The sequence below is a fragment of the Fluviirhizobium alvei genome (genome assembly GCF_030551875.1).
Taxonomy (GTDB): domain Bacteria; phylum Pseudomonadota; class Alphaproteobacteria; order Rhizobiales; family Rhizobiaceae; genus Rhizobium_E; species Rhizobium_E alvei.
The window spans coordinates 307,996-322,038 of record NZ_JAUOZU010000006.1 but is presented as its reverse complement, the minus strand read 5'-3'; the positions used below and the strand labels follow the sequence as shown (position 1 = coordinate 322,038).

Below are 14,043 nucleotides of genomic sequence, written 5' to 3'. Positions count from 1 at the left end.
CGTCAGGACGACGCGGATTCGCTTTCTGCGACAGCAGTCGATGCCCGTCCGCGCTCGATCATGCGCCCGATCAGGATCGCGACCTCGTAGAGCAGGACGGTCGGAAGTGCGAGGCCAATCTGAGAGATCGGATCGGGCGGCGTCAGAACCGCTGCGACGACGAAAGCAACGACCCAGGCATATTTGCGCTTGTCAGCCAGGGACTTGGAGCTGATCAGCTCGACCCTCACAAGAAGCGAAGTGATCACAGGCAGCTGGAACACGAGGCCGAACGACAGGATGAGTGTCATGATCAGGCTGAGATATTCCGACACTTTCGGCAGGAGTTCGATCGAAACCTGACCATCGACGGCTTCCTGCTGCATGTTGAGGAAGAACCACATGACCATGGGAGTGAAGAAGAAATAGACGAGCGCGGCCCCGATCAGGAACAGGATCGGCGAAGCGACGAGAAACGGCAGGAACGCAGCCCGTTCGTTCTTGTACAAACCGGGGGCAACGAACTTGTAGATCTGCGTTGCGATCACCGGGAAAGCGATCATGACGGCGCCAAACATGGCAACCTTGATCTGGGTAAAGAAGAATTCCTGCGGCGCGGTATAGATAAGCTTGGCGTGCTTGACGTCGAGACCAGCCCAGATCACCGCCGTGCGATAGGGAATCACGAGCATGTTGTAGAGCTGCTCGGCGAAATAGAAGCAGACGAGAAAGGCAGCAAAAAACGCGACAACGGCCCAGATCAGGCGCTGACGCAATTCGATCAGATGCTCGATCAGCGGCTGCGGCTTGTCTTCGATTTCGTCGCTCATGCGTCCTTGGCCTCTTTGGTCTTCTTGGCGGCGGGCGCCTTGCGCGTCTTCGGCTTGGTATCGGCCACAACGGAACTCGCCGGCTCGGCCTTTGTCGCCCGTTTGCGCGGCGCAGCCTTGGGCGCAGCCTCGGACTTGACAGCAACTTCGGCCGAAGGCGCCGCCTCGGCCTTCTTGCGCGGTGCTTTGGGCTTGGCTTGCTTTTCCGCCACCGGTTCTGCGACTGCGGGGGCAACTGGCGTTTCAGCGACCGCAGTCGGAACAACGGAACTCGTAGCGACCGGCGCAGGCTCCGAGACGGCCGGCGTTGCATTCGTCGCAGACGGCGTAGCCGGCTCGATTACCGGCTCCACTTTCGGCTCGACGAAGGGCTTGTGCTCGGCGGCCGGAACCGTGGTCGCTTTCTGCAGATCGGATTTAATATCCTGTCCGAGCTGGCGGATCGGATTGATCGCATCGCGCAGCGAGTTGGTCGGGTTGAGCTTGGAAACCTCGTTCAAACCCTTGCGGACATCATCCAGTTCAGCCTCACGAATCGCTTCGTCAAACTGACCCTTGAATTCATTGGCCATGGAGCGAACCCGGCTTGCCATGCGACCGAAGGTCCGCAGCATTCCGGGCAGATCCTTCGGACCCACGACGATGATCAGAATGAGCGCGATGACGAGGATCTCGCTCCAGCCGACTTCAAGCATCTCGATGTATCCCGCGCGCCCTCAGGCTCGCCTAGAGGTCACTTCACTTCGTCGGCTTTGTGTTCGACGGGCTTGCTGGCGTCAGCGGTTTCATCTTCCGCCATGCCCTTCTTGAAGTTCTTGATGCCCTTGGCGACATCACCCATCAGTTCGGGGATCTTGCCACGACCGAAGAAAATCAGAACGACGGCCAGCACGATCAGCCAGTGCCATACGCTAAAAGAACCCATTCCCCTACTCCTGTTGAAAGCCTTTTGGTGATTTAGTCACTGTCGCCGGCTTTTTCAAATAGCAATATGTCTCGTTCGTTAACTGAAAGCGTCACGTCCCGCAATCCCGGAGGCACCAGGTCGGCACGGATCCGGGCGCGAACAGGCTGATCCGAGCCGGGCACAGCGAGCATGAAAAACTCGACAACCCCCAGAAAACGCCGGGAAATGACACGGGCGGGAACCGCTCCGCCTTCCTCGAGCACATTGACGCTCGAAAGCCGCACGGCCACATCCAGTCGCTGGCCGTCGGCATAGGTCGAGGCATCGAATTCTCCGAGCGGTGTCTTGACCCTGCCCCGCTCGACGCGACCTTCGAACAGATTGATTTCGGAAAAGAACGACGCGGTGAAAATATCGACCGGCTTGCGGTAGAGGTCATCGGAGGTTCCGACCTGTACCAGTTTTCCGTCGCGCAGAAGCGCAATCCGGTCCGCCATGCGCATCGCTTCCTCGGCATCGTGGGTCACGACGATTGCCGTCGCACGTGCCTCGCGCAGGATGGCCAGCGTATCGGCACGGATCGAATCCTTGAGCCGGGAATCGAGGCCGGAGAAAGGCTCGTCCATCAAAAGAACGCCCGGACGCGGTGCCAGCGCACGTGCCAGAGCAACACGCTGCTGTTCGCCACCGGAAAGCGCATGCGGATATTTTTCTGCATAGTGGGCAAGCCCGACCCGATCGAGCGCATTGAGCGCTTCGGCGCGCGCCTCCGCCTTCGGCAAGGCTGTGAGACCGTAACGCACATTGTCCAGAATCGTCATATGCGGAAAGAGCGCAAAATCCTGAAACATCAGGCCGATGCCGCGCCGTTCGGGCGGCAGGAAGGCGGAAGGACCCGCAATTTCGCGATCGTTGAGCAACAAGCGTCCGGCACTCTGCGCCTCGATGCCGGCGGCAATGCGCAGCAAGGTGGTCTTACCGGACCCGGAAGGCCCGAGCAGGCAAAGCACCTCGCCCGGCTCGACAGACAGCGAGAGATTGCGGATCGTTTCACGATGGTGATAGCGGTGCTGGATATTATCGAAGGTCAGTCGGGCAGCAAAGGTCACGCCCGCCGTACGGCGGGGACCTGGTCTCGCGCGATCACCCTCGGTAGCTGAACCTGTTTTTGGTAAATCTGCTCGCAATTGCTCTTGCCTTGGCCCGATGCTGCGTCCGCCATCAAAAGATGACGCTATTCATCCGCTTCACCACCCGGAGTCAAGAGGCCCAGTTCTTCGAGGTCGAGCTGGGTGATCGGATCCTCGTCGGAATCGGCGTCATCGTCGCCGCGCGGAACCGGTACCGTCAGACCTTGCGGAATGCGTCCCGTCAGCAATCCGGCCGCCTTCAGTTCCTCGATCCCAGGCAGGTCGCGAACATCCTCCAGCCCGAAATGGTCGAGAAAATCCCGCGTCGTGCCGAAGGTGACCGGTCGGCCAGGCGACCGACGCCGGCCGCGAAACCGCACCCAGCCGGCTTCGAGCAAAACGTCGAGGGTCCCCTTCGATGTCTGCACGCCGCGAATATCCTCGATCTCCGCCCGCGTCACCGGCTGGTGATAGGCGATGATCGCCAGCACCTCGAGTGCGGCCCGCGACAATTTGCGCGTTTCGTTCTGGTCCCTCCGCAGCACGAAGGAGAGATCGGACGCCGTGCGGAACGCCCAATGGCCGTCGAGATTGACGAGCACGACACCACGCGTGGCATAGGATTGTTTCAGAGCGCTGAGAATGGCGCGGAGATCGGTGCCAGACGGGAGACGATCGGCGAGATAGCTTTCCGACACCGGTGCGGCAGACGCAAAGATCAGCGCCTCGACGATCCGAGCAGCCTCCATATCGAGAAGCGGACCGGGCTCTTCGATCCTGTCGATATCAGTCATCGCCCGCCTCCATCGCCTCGATTTCCTTGTCGGTTAACGGTCGCGGGCCGCTGCGCATGTAAATAGCTGAAAACGCGCCTTCCTGACGGATTTCGAGCCGGCCTTCGCGCACGAGTTCGAGTGTCGCGGCAAAAGAGCTGGCAATCGCCGTCGGGCGTTCGTTCGGATCGGACAAATAGCGGAGCAGGAACTGGTCGAGCGTGGTCCATTGGTCGACCGAACCGACGAGACGCGCCAGGATCACCCGTGCTTCGGAAAGCGACCAGACCCGCCGGCGCGCAATCGTGACATTGGAGACGGCCTGGCGCTGTCTAAGCGACGCATAGGCGCCCAAGAGATCATAGAGCGAAGCCTCGAACTTCGAGCGCGTGGTTTCGGGGATGATCTCCGGCGCACCGCGCGCGAAAAAATCGCGTCCGAGCCGGTCGCGATTGACGAGTCGTCCGGCCGCATCTCGGATCGCTTCCAGCCTGCGCAGCCGGAACGCCAGTTGCGCGGCCATTTCTTCACCGCTCGGCCCCTCGTCCTTGGCCGCCTGCGGAATGAGCAGGCGCGATTTGAGATAGGCGAGCCAGGCTGCCATGACGAGATAATCGGCGGCAAGTTCGAGCCGGACACGCCGCGCCTGCTCGATGAAGCCGATATACTGTTCTGCAAGCGCCAGAACGGAAATGCGCGACAGATCGACCTTCTGGGTGCGGGCAAGATGCAGCAGAAGATCGAGCGGACCTTCAAACCCGTCGACATCGATCAGCAGCGCAGGCTCGTCGACGCTGCGATCTGCGGCGTCCGACCAGAGCGCCTCAAGCGATGCGGGCGGTGGATTTGTGCTGCCTTGCGCCACCAGCCCTCCTAGACCATCGGCAGAAGCGAGGCGAATTCGGCCCGAACCGCAGCCTCGTCGGATGTGTCGGGGACGCCGAAGGCCGCCTCCACGCGCTGGGCGCGGATCAGGCTTTCTCCCGCCAGAACTGGAGCCTGTCCGGCAACCGCGATCATTTCCTCCATGAGGCCGTTGCAATGGAGAATGACATCGCAGCCGTTAGCTGCAATCGCCTTTGCCCGTTCCGAAATGGTTCCTGCCAGCGCATTCATCGACACGTCGTCCGACATCAGAAGCCCCTTGAAGCCGATCTGGCCGCGGATGATGTCGGAAATCACTTTTGCCGACGTCGTCGCAGGCCGATCAGGATCGATGGCAGTGTAGACCACATGGGCGCTCATCGCCATCAATTCGTTGGCAAGCGCCTTGAACGGCGGAAAATCATGGGCCTCGAGTTCGGCGAGCGGTGTTTCGACGACCGGCAGCGCGAGATGCGAGTCGGCCATGCCGCGACCGTGCCCCGGAATATGCTTCATCACCAGCAATACGCCGCCAGCCTTCAACCCTTCGGCGGCCGCGCGGCCCATTTCGCTGACGATCACGGGTTCCTTACCGTAAGCGCGATTGCCGATCACGTCATTGGCGCCTTCAACCGGGACATCGAGCACCGGCAAGCAATCGACATTGATGCCGAACTTCAACAGATCGAAAGCATGCAGGCGGCTCATCAGCCAGGCGGCGCGCTTTCCCTTTTCTCGGTCAGCCTTCCAGATGGCACCCAGATCGGCACCGGAAGGATAACGCGGGCAAAGCGGCTCGCGGATACGCTGAACACGACCACCTTCCTGATCGATCAGCACCGGCACGCTGTCACCGCCGGAGATATCCTTCAATGTCGCAACGAGATCGGAAATCTGCTCCGCTTCCTTCAGGTTGCGGGCAAAGAGGATGTAACCCCATGGGCGCTGGTCGCGAAAGAAAGCGATCTCCTCGCGCGTGGGAACCAGGCCACCAAGGCCGAAGATGACTGCTTTTGATTCACGCATGGAAGACCTGTCCTGCAGGCAAGAGAGTGAAAGGGCAGCTTTCGCTGCCCTTTGATGAGAGTTTTTCGGTTACCGGGAAACCAGGCAACTGCCGCCGGCGGATTTATAGCGACTGCAAAGCGCCTGAGCCTCTTCCTTGCTGCCGGCAGGAATGCGCACGCGGTAATAGGTGCCCTTCCCTTCGATCTGCGCCTTCTTGATGTCGACGCCGCGTCCACCGATGACGCTGCCAAAACGCGACGACAACTTGGCGTAGGACTTCTGCGCTTCGGCTTCAGACGGAAGCGAGGCGATCTGGATCACATAGGTTCCTGGCTTCAACGGCGTTGCCGCTGGCTGGTTTTCCTGGGCAACCGCAGCCTGCTGGTCCACTGCTGCCGGCTGTTCGACATTGCCGTTCTCGGTCACCTTGGCGACGACATTGACCGGCTGTTCCACCGGACGGGCCTCCGGCAACGGCGCGGCCTCTTCAACCTTGACGGTCTTGACCGACTTGACGGCGGGCGCCTCGTCAACCGTCGCATCGGCGGCCTTTTCGAGAGCGGCGACATCGGCATCGGCGGGAACGGCAGGCTGCTCGGCAACCGGCTGTTCGGCGGCAGTCTCCTCAGGCTTGGCTTCGGGCTGCGCAGCAGCCGTCGCGTCGGCGGCAGGCAGACGGTCCGTCACCTCTTCCGCCGGGTCGACCTTAAGGGCACGGTCGCCCTTCTCGGCAGCTGCGGCATCCGCTTCATTCGTCTTGAGCGGGGCGGTCTCCTCGATCTCCTCGCGCGGAACCAGCGTGCCATCGGCTTTCACCACCATGGTGCGGACCTTGCGCGGCGAAACGCCGGTCAGCGCCTTGTTGGCGGTCGAGACATTGTCTGCCGTCTCCTCGGGCAACAGCCGCGGATCGGATGTATCCTGCGTTTCGGTGCCGGGCACATCCTCATCCATCGGCATGTTTTCCGGCATCAGCGTCTTCTGGACAACGTCAACCGGCTCTTCCTTGGAGGTGACGAGATTCTGCTGTTGCGGTTCGTTGGTCGTGGCGCCGGACACGCGATCATAGACCGCCTTGTCCTGGTTCGGCACGGTCTTGCCACCCTTGTTGTCGGGAACGACCTTCACCGGTTCCTTGTCGGCGAGAATGACGCGCGGCTCGCCGGACGTGGTCGAAAGCGACGTGCTGCCCGAAAGCCAGGCGTAACCGCCTGCCGCGCCGAGCAACAGAACGACGCCGGCGGCAGTCGCCATCAGCCAGGGCTTGCGGCTGGAACTCGGCCGGCTTTCCGGCTCGTAGCTCGGCGGCAGAACACCGATATCGTCCCCTTCCGGCAACCGATTCTCGGAGAGCGAACGGCGGAAATCTTCTTCAAGTGCCTTTTCGAATTCGTCGAATTCAAGCGTTGCGGCTTCGCGGGGTGCGCCTTTGGCGTTGGCGCTATCCCAGGCCTCACCCGAGCGCAGCGGTGCCTTGGCATTGCGGGCGGCAGCAACCGAGCCGGTGGCATTGGAAGTCGCGGCAAAGAGTTGCGCCATTTCCGCATCGACATCGAGGTCATAATCGTTGGTGTCCGGTTCGAACGGCGTTTCCACCTCGACATGCACATCCGGAACGTCGATGTCGGCCAGCACTTCCAGTTCGTCTTCTTCGCCGACGATCTGGGTCGAATCGAACGGAAGCGCCGAATAATCCGCCACGCCCTCGTCGCCACGACGAATGGCTTCCTGCGCGACAGCATGGACGGGCTCGCGCACGGGTTCAGGAACCACAACAGCACTTTCCAACGCCTGCAGCGAATCCCTGGACGCGGTTACCGGGCTTGGCGCGCTGCGGCTGGAAGCATTGGAATTCACCTCCGCGACAGCACCGGAGAGTTCCAGTTCGAAATCTTCGAAATCAAGATCGCCAAAATCGAAATCGAGATTGGCATCATCAAAGATATCGTTGTCTTCGATATGCTCGACGGGCTGCGCCTGGCTGACCGGCGACTGAACGTCTGGCACCTTCTGCACGGGCATTGGCGCAACCGGCACCGCTGCCGCGACTACCGGCGGCTCAAAAGATCGGGGCGCCGGAGCTTCAAACGCAGCCTTCATCTCGGGTTCAGGCATCCGGGCCGGCGTCTCTACCGCTGCGGCAGCAATGGCGGCGGGAGCTGCCAGCGGAGCAACCTTGTCGAACGACAGGACAGGCTCGGCCTTTTGAGCGCCGGGCGCGACAGGCGTCGCAAGACTACGGCGACCCTTCGGCGGCATCTCGCGGAGCGGGCTTTCGGAAACCGGGAAGCGCGCAACATCGGCAAGCAGATCATCGAGATCGGCATCAATGCTGGGCTTTGCGACGGGCGTACGGATTTCCGGCGACGGCTCGGGTACAGTCGCGGCCTCGACAGCAGGCGCGACGTCCGTTGCGCTCGCGGCAACGGGTTCGACCGACGGAAACAAGGGAACTTCCGGAGCTTGCGGGGCTACATCGACAGCAGACGGGGCCGCAGGCTGGCTCACCGGCTCGGGATCGGCGAGCAGCAGATCCAGTTCGCGTTCGGCATCCAGAAGCGCATCAACAGGCTCGGCGACAAGGCTTTCGCTGGACGGTACTTCTTGCGCCACTTCGACGGCAGGCGCAGCGATAAGATCTGCCGCCGGAGCAGTCTCGATCTCGACTGCAGGCACGTCCTCGACAATCACCGGAGCAGCCTCGGCTGCATGCGGCTCAAGATCTTCGAGATGCACGTTAGCAAGATCATCGGCGATCAGATCGGCCCAATAATCGTCATCCACCGCAAGCGGTTCTTCGCGCTCAACGGCTACCGGCTCTTCGTCTTCCGATACAGGCGTCGCATCTTCCGAATACCAGGAAGCCGAAATCTCAGAGTCGACCGGCGCGTCCACAGCCTGTTCGTAGAGCGGCTCTTCCTGCGGCGCATGCACGGAAGGCGCGAGCTCGACCGCCGCCACCGGCTCTACCGGCGAGGGATCGAGAAGGACCGGCTCTGCTTTTGGCGCAGGCGAACCGCGCCGGGCATCGAAAATTGCAAATTCGCGCATGATCTCGTCTTCGAGATCAAAGACCGGATGCGAGGCGGGACGACGCGGCGGTTCGGCAACGATTGCCGTCGCCTCTTCCTTGATGGCAACCGGCTGAGGAGCGGGTGCGGCAGCAACGGGCTCGTTCACAGGCTCCAGTGCAGCAACCGCATCCGGAGCCTCGTAAAGCTCGAACTCCTTCAACAGCTCGTTTTCAAGATCGAACTCAGGCTCACGCCTTGCCGCGGCGGCCGCCTTGGGCGCATCCCGCTGCGGATCATATCCGACAATGCGCGCAAGCTCCGCCAGCGGATCATCATCCGACAGGAAAAGATCTTCGTCTTTAAGCAAAAGCTGCTTATCTGCCATACTCACCACTCACCTACGCCCGTAAGGCTCACCTGCCAGAGCATTGTGGGCAAATGGTGACAGCGCTTACATTTCGTCAGGCGCCGACGTTCCGGTTATTGACAATCCGGATTTCAGCACCGTAGCGACCGCGCGCACCAAACCAAGCCTGGCCACCGTTAATTCTCTATTTTTATCATTAACAAATCGTAAGTCGGGAATATCCCGACCTTTGTTGTAGTGTGCGTTGTAGGCGCTCGCCAATTCGTGGAGATAATACGCGATTCGGTGCGGTTCCATAGACTGGGCCGCGGATTCGACGACTCTCGGATATTCAGCCAGTTTCGCGACCAGCTGCCATTCGCTCGGATCGACGATTCCGGCCTCGGCGCCAGCAGCCAGCGTTTCGTTGTCGATGTCGAGATCCGGGAAGGCCTCCCTTGCCTGCCGGAACACCGACATGCAGCGCGCATGGGCATATTGCACGTAGAAGACCGGATTATCCTTGGACTGTTCGGTCACCTTGGCGAAATCGAAATCGAGCGGTTCTGAATTCTTGCGATAGATCATCATGAAGCGGACCGGATCCGATCCGACCTCATCGACCACGTCGCGCAGGGTAACGAAGTTGCCGGACCGCTTCGACATCTTCACCGGTTCGCCGTTGCGGTAGAGCTTGACGAGCTGGCACAGAAGCACGGTCAGCTTGGCCGAGCCGCCGGAAATGGCCTTGGCTACCGCCTCCAGCCGTTTGACATAGCCGCCATGGTCGGCACCCAGCACATAGATCATCTGGTTGAAGCCACGATCGAACTTGTCCTTGAAATAGGCGACGTCGGCGGCAAAATAGGTGTAGCTGCCGTCCGACTTGACGAGCGGACGGTCGATATCATCGCCGACATCGGTGGAGCGGAACAGGATCTGTTCGCGATCTTCCCAATCTTCCGGCAACTGGCCCTTCGGCGGCGGCAGCGTGCCGCGATAGACATGACCCTTGTAGGTCAGATCGTTGATGGCATTCAGGATCTTGCCGGCATTGGCATCATGAAGCGTGCGCTCTGAATAGAAGACGTCATGGTGCACGTTCAGCGCCGCCAGATCCTGGCGGATCATCACCATCATCGCATCGATCGCCCGATCGCGGATGATCGGCATCCATTCCGCTTCGGTCATGCCGCGCAGCTTGCTGCCGAATTCGGTCTTCAGCGCCTCACCGACCGGGATCAGGTAATCGCCCGGATAGAGGCCTTCCGGAATGTCGCCGATCGTTTCGCCGAGCGCCTGGCGATAGCGCAGGAAGACGGAGCGCGCGAGTACGTCGATCTGCGATCCGGCATCGTTGATGTAATACTCCTTGATGACATCATAGCCGGCAAAGGCGAGCAGATTGGCAAGCGTATCGCCGACAACGGCCCCGCGGCAATGGCCGACATGCATCGGGCCGGTCGGGTTGGCCGAGACATATTCGACATTGATCTTGCGGTTTTCGCCGAGCTGAGAACGGCCAAAACCTTCGCCGGCACGAATGGCGGCAGCCAGCAGTCGGCGCCAATAGGGACCGGCAAGCCGGATATTGATGAAGCCCGGACCGGCGACGGACACATCGGCAATGTCGGGATCGGATTTCAACGCTTCGATGATCTGGTCGGCGAGCGCACGCGGCGCCAGCCCCATATGCTTGGAGAGAACCATGGCGGCATTGGTGGCGATATCGCCATGGGCGGCATCGCGCGGCGGTTCGACGACAACGCGGCCGAGATCCGCGCCGTCCCGCTTGTCAGCCGGGATGACCTGCTCGAGGAGGATATGCTTCAGCCGGTTCTCGAAATCCGTAAAGAGATTCATCTGCCATTCCTTTCGCCGCACGGAATGCCGTTCCTTGCGGTGTCGGTTCTCGTTTCGGGCCGTGCCCTAACGCAAATCGGGTGTATCGTCAAACAAACGCCTGTGGGCGGCGATCGCATAGGTGTCGGTCATGCCAGCCAGGTAATCGGCCACATGCCGAGCCTTGACCTGCTCGGGCATGGATTCGATCTGCCCATACCAATAGTGGCTCTGCATCTCGCGCGGCCGGTCCATGAAGGCCTGGTAGAGATCGGTGACGATCCTGGCGGCCCCTGCCCGGATACGCATGATTTCCGGATGGCGGTAGATGCGGCTGAACAGCAGTTTCTTGATCGCCTTGTCGGTTGCCTGCATTTCATCGGAAAATCCTGCGATCGTCTTGCCGGCATGGCGGACAGCATCCGCACTGTCGGGCTTGAGATCGCGGAGATTGGCTTGTGCCACGGAGATCACATCCTCCACCATGCGGGTGATCTGGCGGCGCATGATCTCGTGGGTGAAACGGCTGTCCTCAAGGTTCGGATAGCGGTCGCGCACCTCTCGCATTAGTCCCGCGAGAAACGGCACCTCTTCCAGTATCTCGAAGTTGAGGTAGCCCGAGCGAAGACCATCATCGATATCGTGGGTGTTGTAGGCAATATCATCGGCGATTGCGGCCACCTGCGCCTCGAGGCTGGCATGGGTCGCCAGTTCGAGATCATGGAGCGCGCAATAGTCGAGAATGGGCTGCGGCACCGGTCCACGGGTGCCCTCGCCGTTCGGCCCGATCAGAGGGCCATTGTGCTTGACCAGCCCCTCGAGGCTTTCCCAGGTCAGGTTGAGCCCGTCGAATTCGGCATAGCGGCGCTCGAGCTTGGTGACGATCCGAAGCGACTGCGCATTGTGATCGAAGCCGCCATAGGGTTCGAGCACGGCATGGAGCGCATCCTCGCCCGTATGGCCAAAGGGCGTATGGCCGAAATCATGCACGAGCGCCACGCCCTCGGCGAGATCCTCGTCCAGCCTGAGCGCGCGTGCCAGGGCGCGTGCCACCTGTGCCACCTCAATCGTGTGGGTCAGTCGGGTGCGGTAATGATCGCCATCCTGGGCGATGAAGACCTGCGTCTTGTGCTTGAGACGGCGGAAGGCGGTGGTGTGGACGATACGGTCGCGATCGCGCTGGAAATCGGATCGGGTCGGGCTCAAGGATTCCGGATAAAGCCGCCCGCGCGAGTTCCACGGATCGGCAGCATAAACTGCTCTTGCACTATCGCCGAAACCCAATGCCTGCCTGTCGATTGCCATTCCCGGACGCTTCCACCCCATTGACGAAGATTGACTGCCTTCATACCTATAGGCTTCCGGCAATGAAAGCGTGACAACGCCAGCGCCGGTGCAAAGCAATGATTTTTACCGCTCAACGGCCCTTGAAACCGGATGGAGAGGATGAACATGACCGAAACGGTGACCATGACCGCTGCCGCGGCCAAGCGAATCGCCAAGATTCTCGCAAAAGACCCGAGCAAAGACGCCTTGCGCGTCTCCGTCGAAGGCGGCGGCTGTTCGGGCTTCTCCTACAAATTCGATCTCGTGGCCGGCAACGAGGCCGACGACATCGTGCTCGAACGGGATGATGCCCGCATCGTGATCGATTCCATGTCGCTGGTTTACATGGAAGGATCCGAGATCGATTTCGTCGACAATCTCCTCGGCCAGTCCTTTCAGATCAAGAATCCGAATGCGGTCGCAAGTTGCGGATGCGGCACGAGTTTTGCCATCTGAGCGAAGTTGAGAAACTGATTCAGGAAACCCGCCCATCCTGCGATGGGCGGGTTTTGTTTCAGTGACCGCCATCCGCAGCCATCGCGGCATCCTTGACGCCTGCTTCATCGGCTGCACCGGCACCATTGAAGAACAGGTTGAGGGCGACCGCACCGATCGAGGCGAGCAGGATACCGGAATCGATCAGCGGATGAATTCCGTGCGGCATCCATTGTTTGAAGTTCGGCGCCACCAACGGGATCATGCCGAGACCCAGTGAAATCGCGACAATGAAGAGATTATTGCGACTGGCCTTGAAATCCACGCCCGACAGGATGCGGATGCCGGTGGCGGCGACCATGCCGAACATGACAAGGCCGGCACCGCCGAGCACAAAGGTCGGCAGCGACTCGATCAGCGCCGACATTTTCGGCAACAGCCCGAGAATGACGAGGATCACGCCGCCGGCCGCGCAGACGAAGCGCGAACGCACCCCCGTGACACCGACAAGACCGACATTCTGCGAGAAGCTCGTATAAGGGAACGTGTTGAAGATGCCGCCGATGAGTGTCCCGAGACCGTCGGTGCGCAGGCCTGCGGAGAGCGCCTCGCGGCTGACCTTGCGTCCCGTCATCTCGCCGAGCGCCAGGAACATGCCGGTCGATTCGATCATGACGACGATCATGACGATCGACATGGTGAGGATCAGCACCGGATCGAAAATCGGCAGGCCGAAATGGAACGGTGTGATCAGGGCAAACCACGGGGCATTTGCAACCTTGTCGAACGACATCATGCCAAAGGTCGCCGCGACGATGCCGCCGAAGACGATGCCGAGCAGGACCGAGACATTAGCAATAAAGCCCTTCGCGAACCGCGCGATCAGCAGGATGACGACGAGAACCGAAGCCGCCACGGCAATGCCCGAGACCGGCGCATAAAGCGGGTTCGGCATGCCGGGGTTGAGGCCGAGCTTTTCGGGCATGACGGGCACGGCGCTTCCAAGTGCCTTGACATCCTCAAGCCATTTCAAATGGGTCGGATCGACCACCATCGGTGCTGTCGGACCGACAGGATTGCCGAAAATCCAGTTGATGCCGATGCGCATGAGCGTCACACCGATCACCAGAATGATCGTGCCGGTGACGACGGGCGGAAAGAACCGCAACAGGCGTGAGACGATCGGCGCAATCAACATCGCGACGATACCCGCACCGATGATCGAGCCGAAGATCAGGCGTGCCCCATCGGCACCTGGTGCCGAACCGGCCATCGAGAGCATCGGCCCGACCGAGGCAAAGGTAACGCCCATCATGACGGGCAGACGGACGCCGAACCATTGCGTGACACCCAGCGACTGGATGATGCTGACGATGCCGCAGGCAAAAAGATCGGCGGAGATGAGGAAGGCAACATCCTCGGGAGGAAGTTTCAGAGCGCGGCCGATGATCAGCGGAACGGCGATGGCGCCGGCATACATCACGAGAACATGCTGCAGCCCCAGGGCGGCGAGGCGTGGAACCGGAAGAACTTCATCGACCGGATGGACGGTTGTTTCTGTCATTTTGTCCCCTCTCTGGCGCAGCGTC

Annotated in this window: 12 protein-coding genes; 1 reads left to right on the top strand and 11 read right to left on the bottom strand. The window is 60.8% G+C overall.

Going from position 1 to position 14,043, the window contains the following annotated elements:
- Positions 1-2: 2 nt before the first annotated feature.
- From tatC to Q4481_RS07905, 10 genes are all read right to left on the bottom strand, one after another.
- Positions 3-809, bottom strand: a complete 807-nt coding sequence (gene tatC, locus Q4481_RS07950) for a twin-arginine translocase subunit TatC (protein ID WP_304375794.1) — start codon at positions 807-809, stop codon at positions 3-5.
- The gene (tatB, locus tag Q4481_RS07945) at positions 806-1,504 is read right to left on the bottom strand and encodes a Sec-independent protein translocase protein TatB (RefSeq protein WP_304375793.1); all 699 of its coding nucleotides are present in this window, start codon (positions 1,502-1,504) and stop codon (positions 806-808) included. The genes tatC and tatB overlap by 4 nt, the downstream gene beginning before the upstream one ends.
- A gap of 38 nt (positions 1,505-1,542) precedes the next feature.
- Positions 1,543-1,734, bottom strand: coding sequence for a twin-arginine translocase TatA/TatE family subunit (locus tag Q4481_RS07940; RefSeq protein WP_304375792.1), 192 nt, complete (start codon positions 1,732-1,734; stop codon positions 1,543-1,545).
- Positions 1,735-1,766: 32 nt separating this feature from the next.
- Entirely contained in the window at positions 1,767-2,825 is a 1,059-nt protein-coding gene (locus tag Q4481_RS07935) for an ABC transporter ATP-binding protein (protein ID WP_304375791.1), read from the bottom strand.
- A gap of 125 nt (positions 2,826-2,950) precedes the next feature.
- A complete protein-coding gene (gene scpB, locus Q4481_RS07930; RefSeq protein WP_304375790.1) occupies positions 2,951-3,640 on the bottom strand; it encodes an SMC-Scp complex subunit ScpB in 690 nt (229 codons plus the stop codon).
- A complete protein-coding gene (locus Q4481_RS07925) occupies positions 3,633-4,484 on the bottom strand; it encodes a segregation and condensation protein A (protein ID WP_304375789.1) in 852 nt (283 codons plus the stop codon). Before Q4481_RS07925 ends, scpB begins: the two co-directional genes overlap by 8 nt.
- Positions 4,485-4,492: 8 nt before the next feature.
- Complete coding sequence (nagZ, locus tag Q4481_RS07920) at positions 4,493-5,509, bottom strand: beta-N-acetylhexosaminidase (protein WP_304375788.1); 1,017 nt, start codon at positions 5,507-5,509, stop codon at positions 4,493-4,495.
- A gap of 69 nt (positions 5,510-5,578) precedes the next feature.
- The gene (locus tag Q4481_RS07915; protein WP_304375787.1) at positions 5,579-8,890 is read right to left on the bottom strand and encodes an SPOR domain-containing protein; all 3,312 of its coding nucleotides are present in this window, start codon (positions 8,888-8,890) and stop codon (positions 5,579-5,581) included.
- A gap of 66 nt (positions 8,891-8,956) precedes the next feature.
- On the bottom strand, positions 8,957-10,714 hold the full coding sequence (gene argS / locus Q4481_RS07910) for an arginine--tRNA ligase (RefSeq protein ID WP_304375786.1): 1,758 nt from the start codon (positions 10,712-10,714) through the stop codon (positions 8,957-8,959).
- A gap of 66 nt (positions 10,715-10,780) precedes the next feature.
- Entirely contained in the window at positions 10,781-11,998 is a 1,218-nt protein-coding gene (locus tag Q4481_RS07905) for a deoxyguanosinetriphosphate triphosphohydrolase (RefSeq protein ID WP_304375785.1), read from the bottom strand.
- 147 nt (positions 11,999-12,145) lie between these two features.
- Between Q4481_RS07905 and erpA the strand changes: the two genes are divergently transcribed.
- The gene (gene erpA, locus Q4481_RS07900; RefSeq protein ID WP_304376077.1) at positions 12,146-12,475 is read left to right on the top strand and encodes an iron-sulfur cluster insertion protein ErpA; all 330 of its coding nucleotides are present in this window, start codon (positions 12,146-12,148) and stop codon (positions 12,473-12,475) included.
- A gap of 58 nt (positions 12,476-12,533) precedes the next feature.
- On the opposite strand, the gene Q4481_RS07895 is transcribed toward erpA, so the two are convergent.
- Entirely contained in the window at positions 12,534-14,018 is a 1,485-nt protein-coding gene (locus Q4481_RS07895) for a nucleobase:cation symporter-2 family protein (RefSeq protein WP_304375784.1), read from the bottom strand.
- Positions 14,019-14,043: the final 25 nt, after the last annotated feature.

What these genes read in the sequence shown, in the direction of transcription:
- tatC (WP_304375794.1), bottom strand. Translation starts at nt 809, where the DNA reads ATGAGCGACGAAATCGAAGACAAGCCGCAGCCGCTGATCGAGCATCTG.
- tatB (WP_304375793.1), bottom strand. Translation starts at nt 1,504, where the DNA reads ATGCTTGAAGTCGGCTGGAGCGAGATCCTCGTCATCGCGCTCATTCTG.
- Q4481_RS07940 (WP_304375792.1), bottom strand. Translation starts at nt 1,734, where the DNA reads ATGGGTTCTTTTAGCGTATGGCACTGGCTGATCGTGCTGGCCGTCGTT.
- scpB (WP_304375790.1), bottom strand. Translation starts at nt 3,640, where the DNA reads ATGACTGATATCGACAGGATCGAAGAGCCCGGTCCGCTTCTCGATATG.
- nagZ (WP_304375788.1), bottom strand. Translation starts at nt 5,509, where the DNA reads ATGCGTGAATCAAAAGCAGTCATCTTCGGCCTTGGTGGCCTGGTTCCC.
- Q4481_RS07915 (WP_304375787.1), bottom strand. Translation starts at nt 8,890, where the DNA reads ATGGCAGATAAGCAGCTTTTGCTTAAAGACGAAGATCTTTTCCTGTCG.
- argS (WP_304375786.1), bottom strand. Translation starts at nt 10,714, where the DNA reads ATGAATCTCTTTACGGATTTCGAGAACCGGCTGAAGCATATCCTCCTC.
- Q4481_RS07905 (WP_304375785.1), bottom strand. Translation starts at nt 11,998, where the DNA reads ATGGCAATCGACAGGCAGGCATTGGGTTTCGGCGATAGTGCAAGAGCA.
- erpA (WP_304376077.1), top strand. Translation starts at nt 12,146, where the DNA reads ATGACCGAAACGGTGACCATGACCGCTGCCGCGGCCAAGCGAATCGCC.
- Q4481_RS07895 (WP_304375784.1), bottom strand. Translation starts at nt 14,018, where the DNA reads ATGACAGAAACAACCGTCCATCCGGTCGATGAAGTTCTTCCGGTTCCA.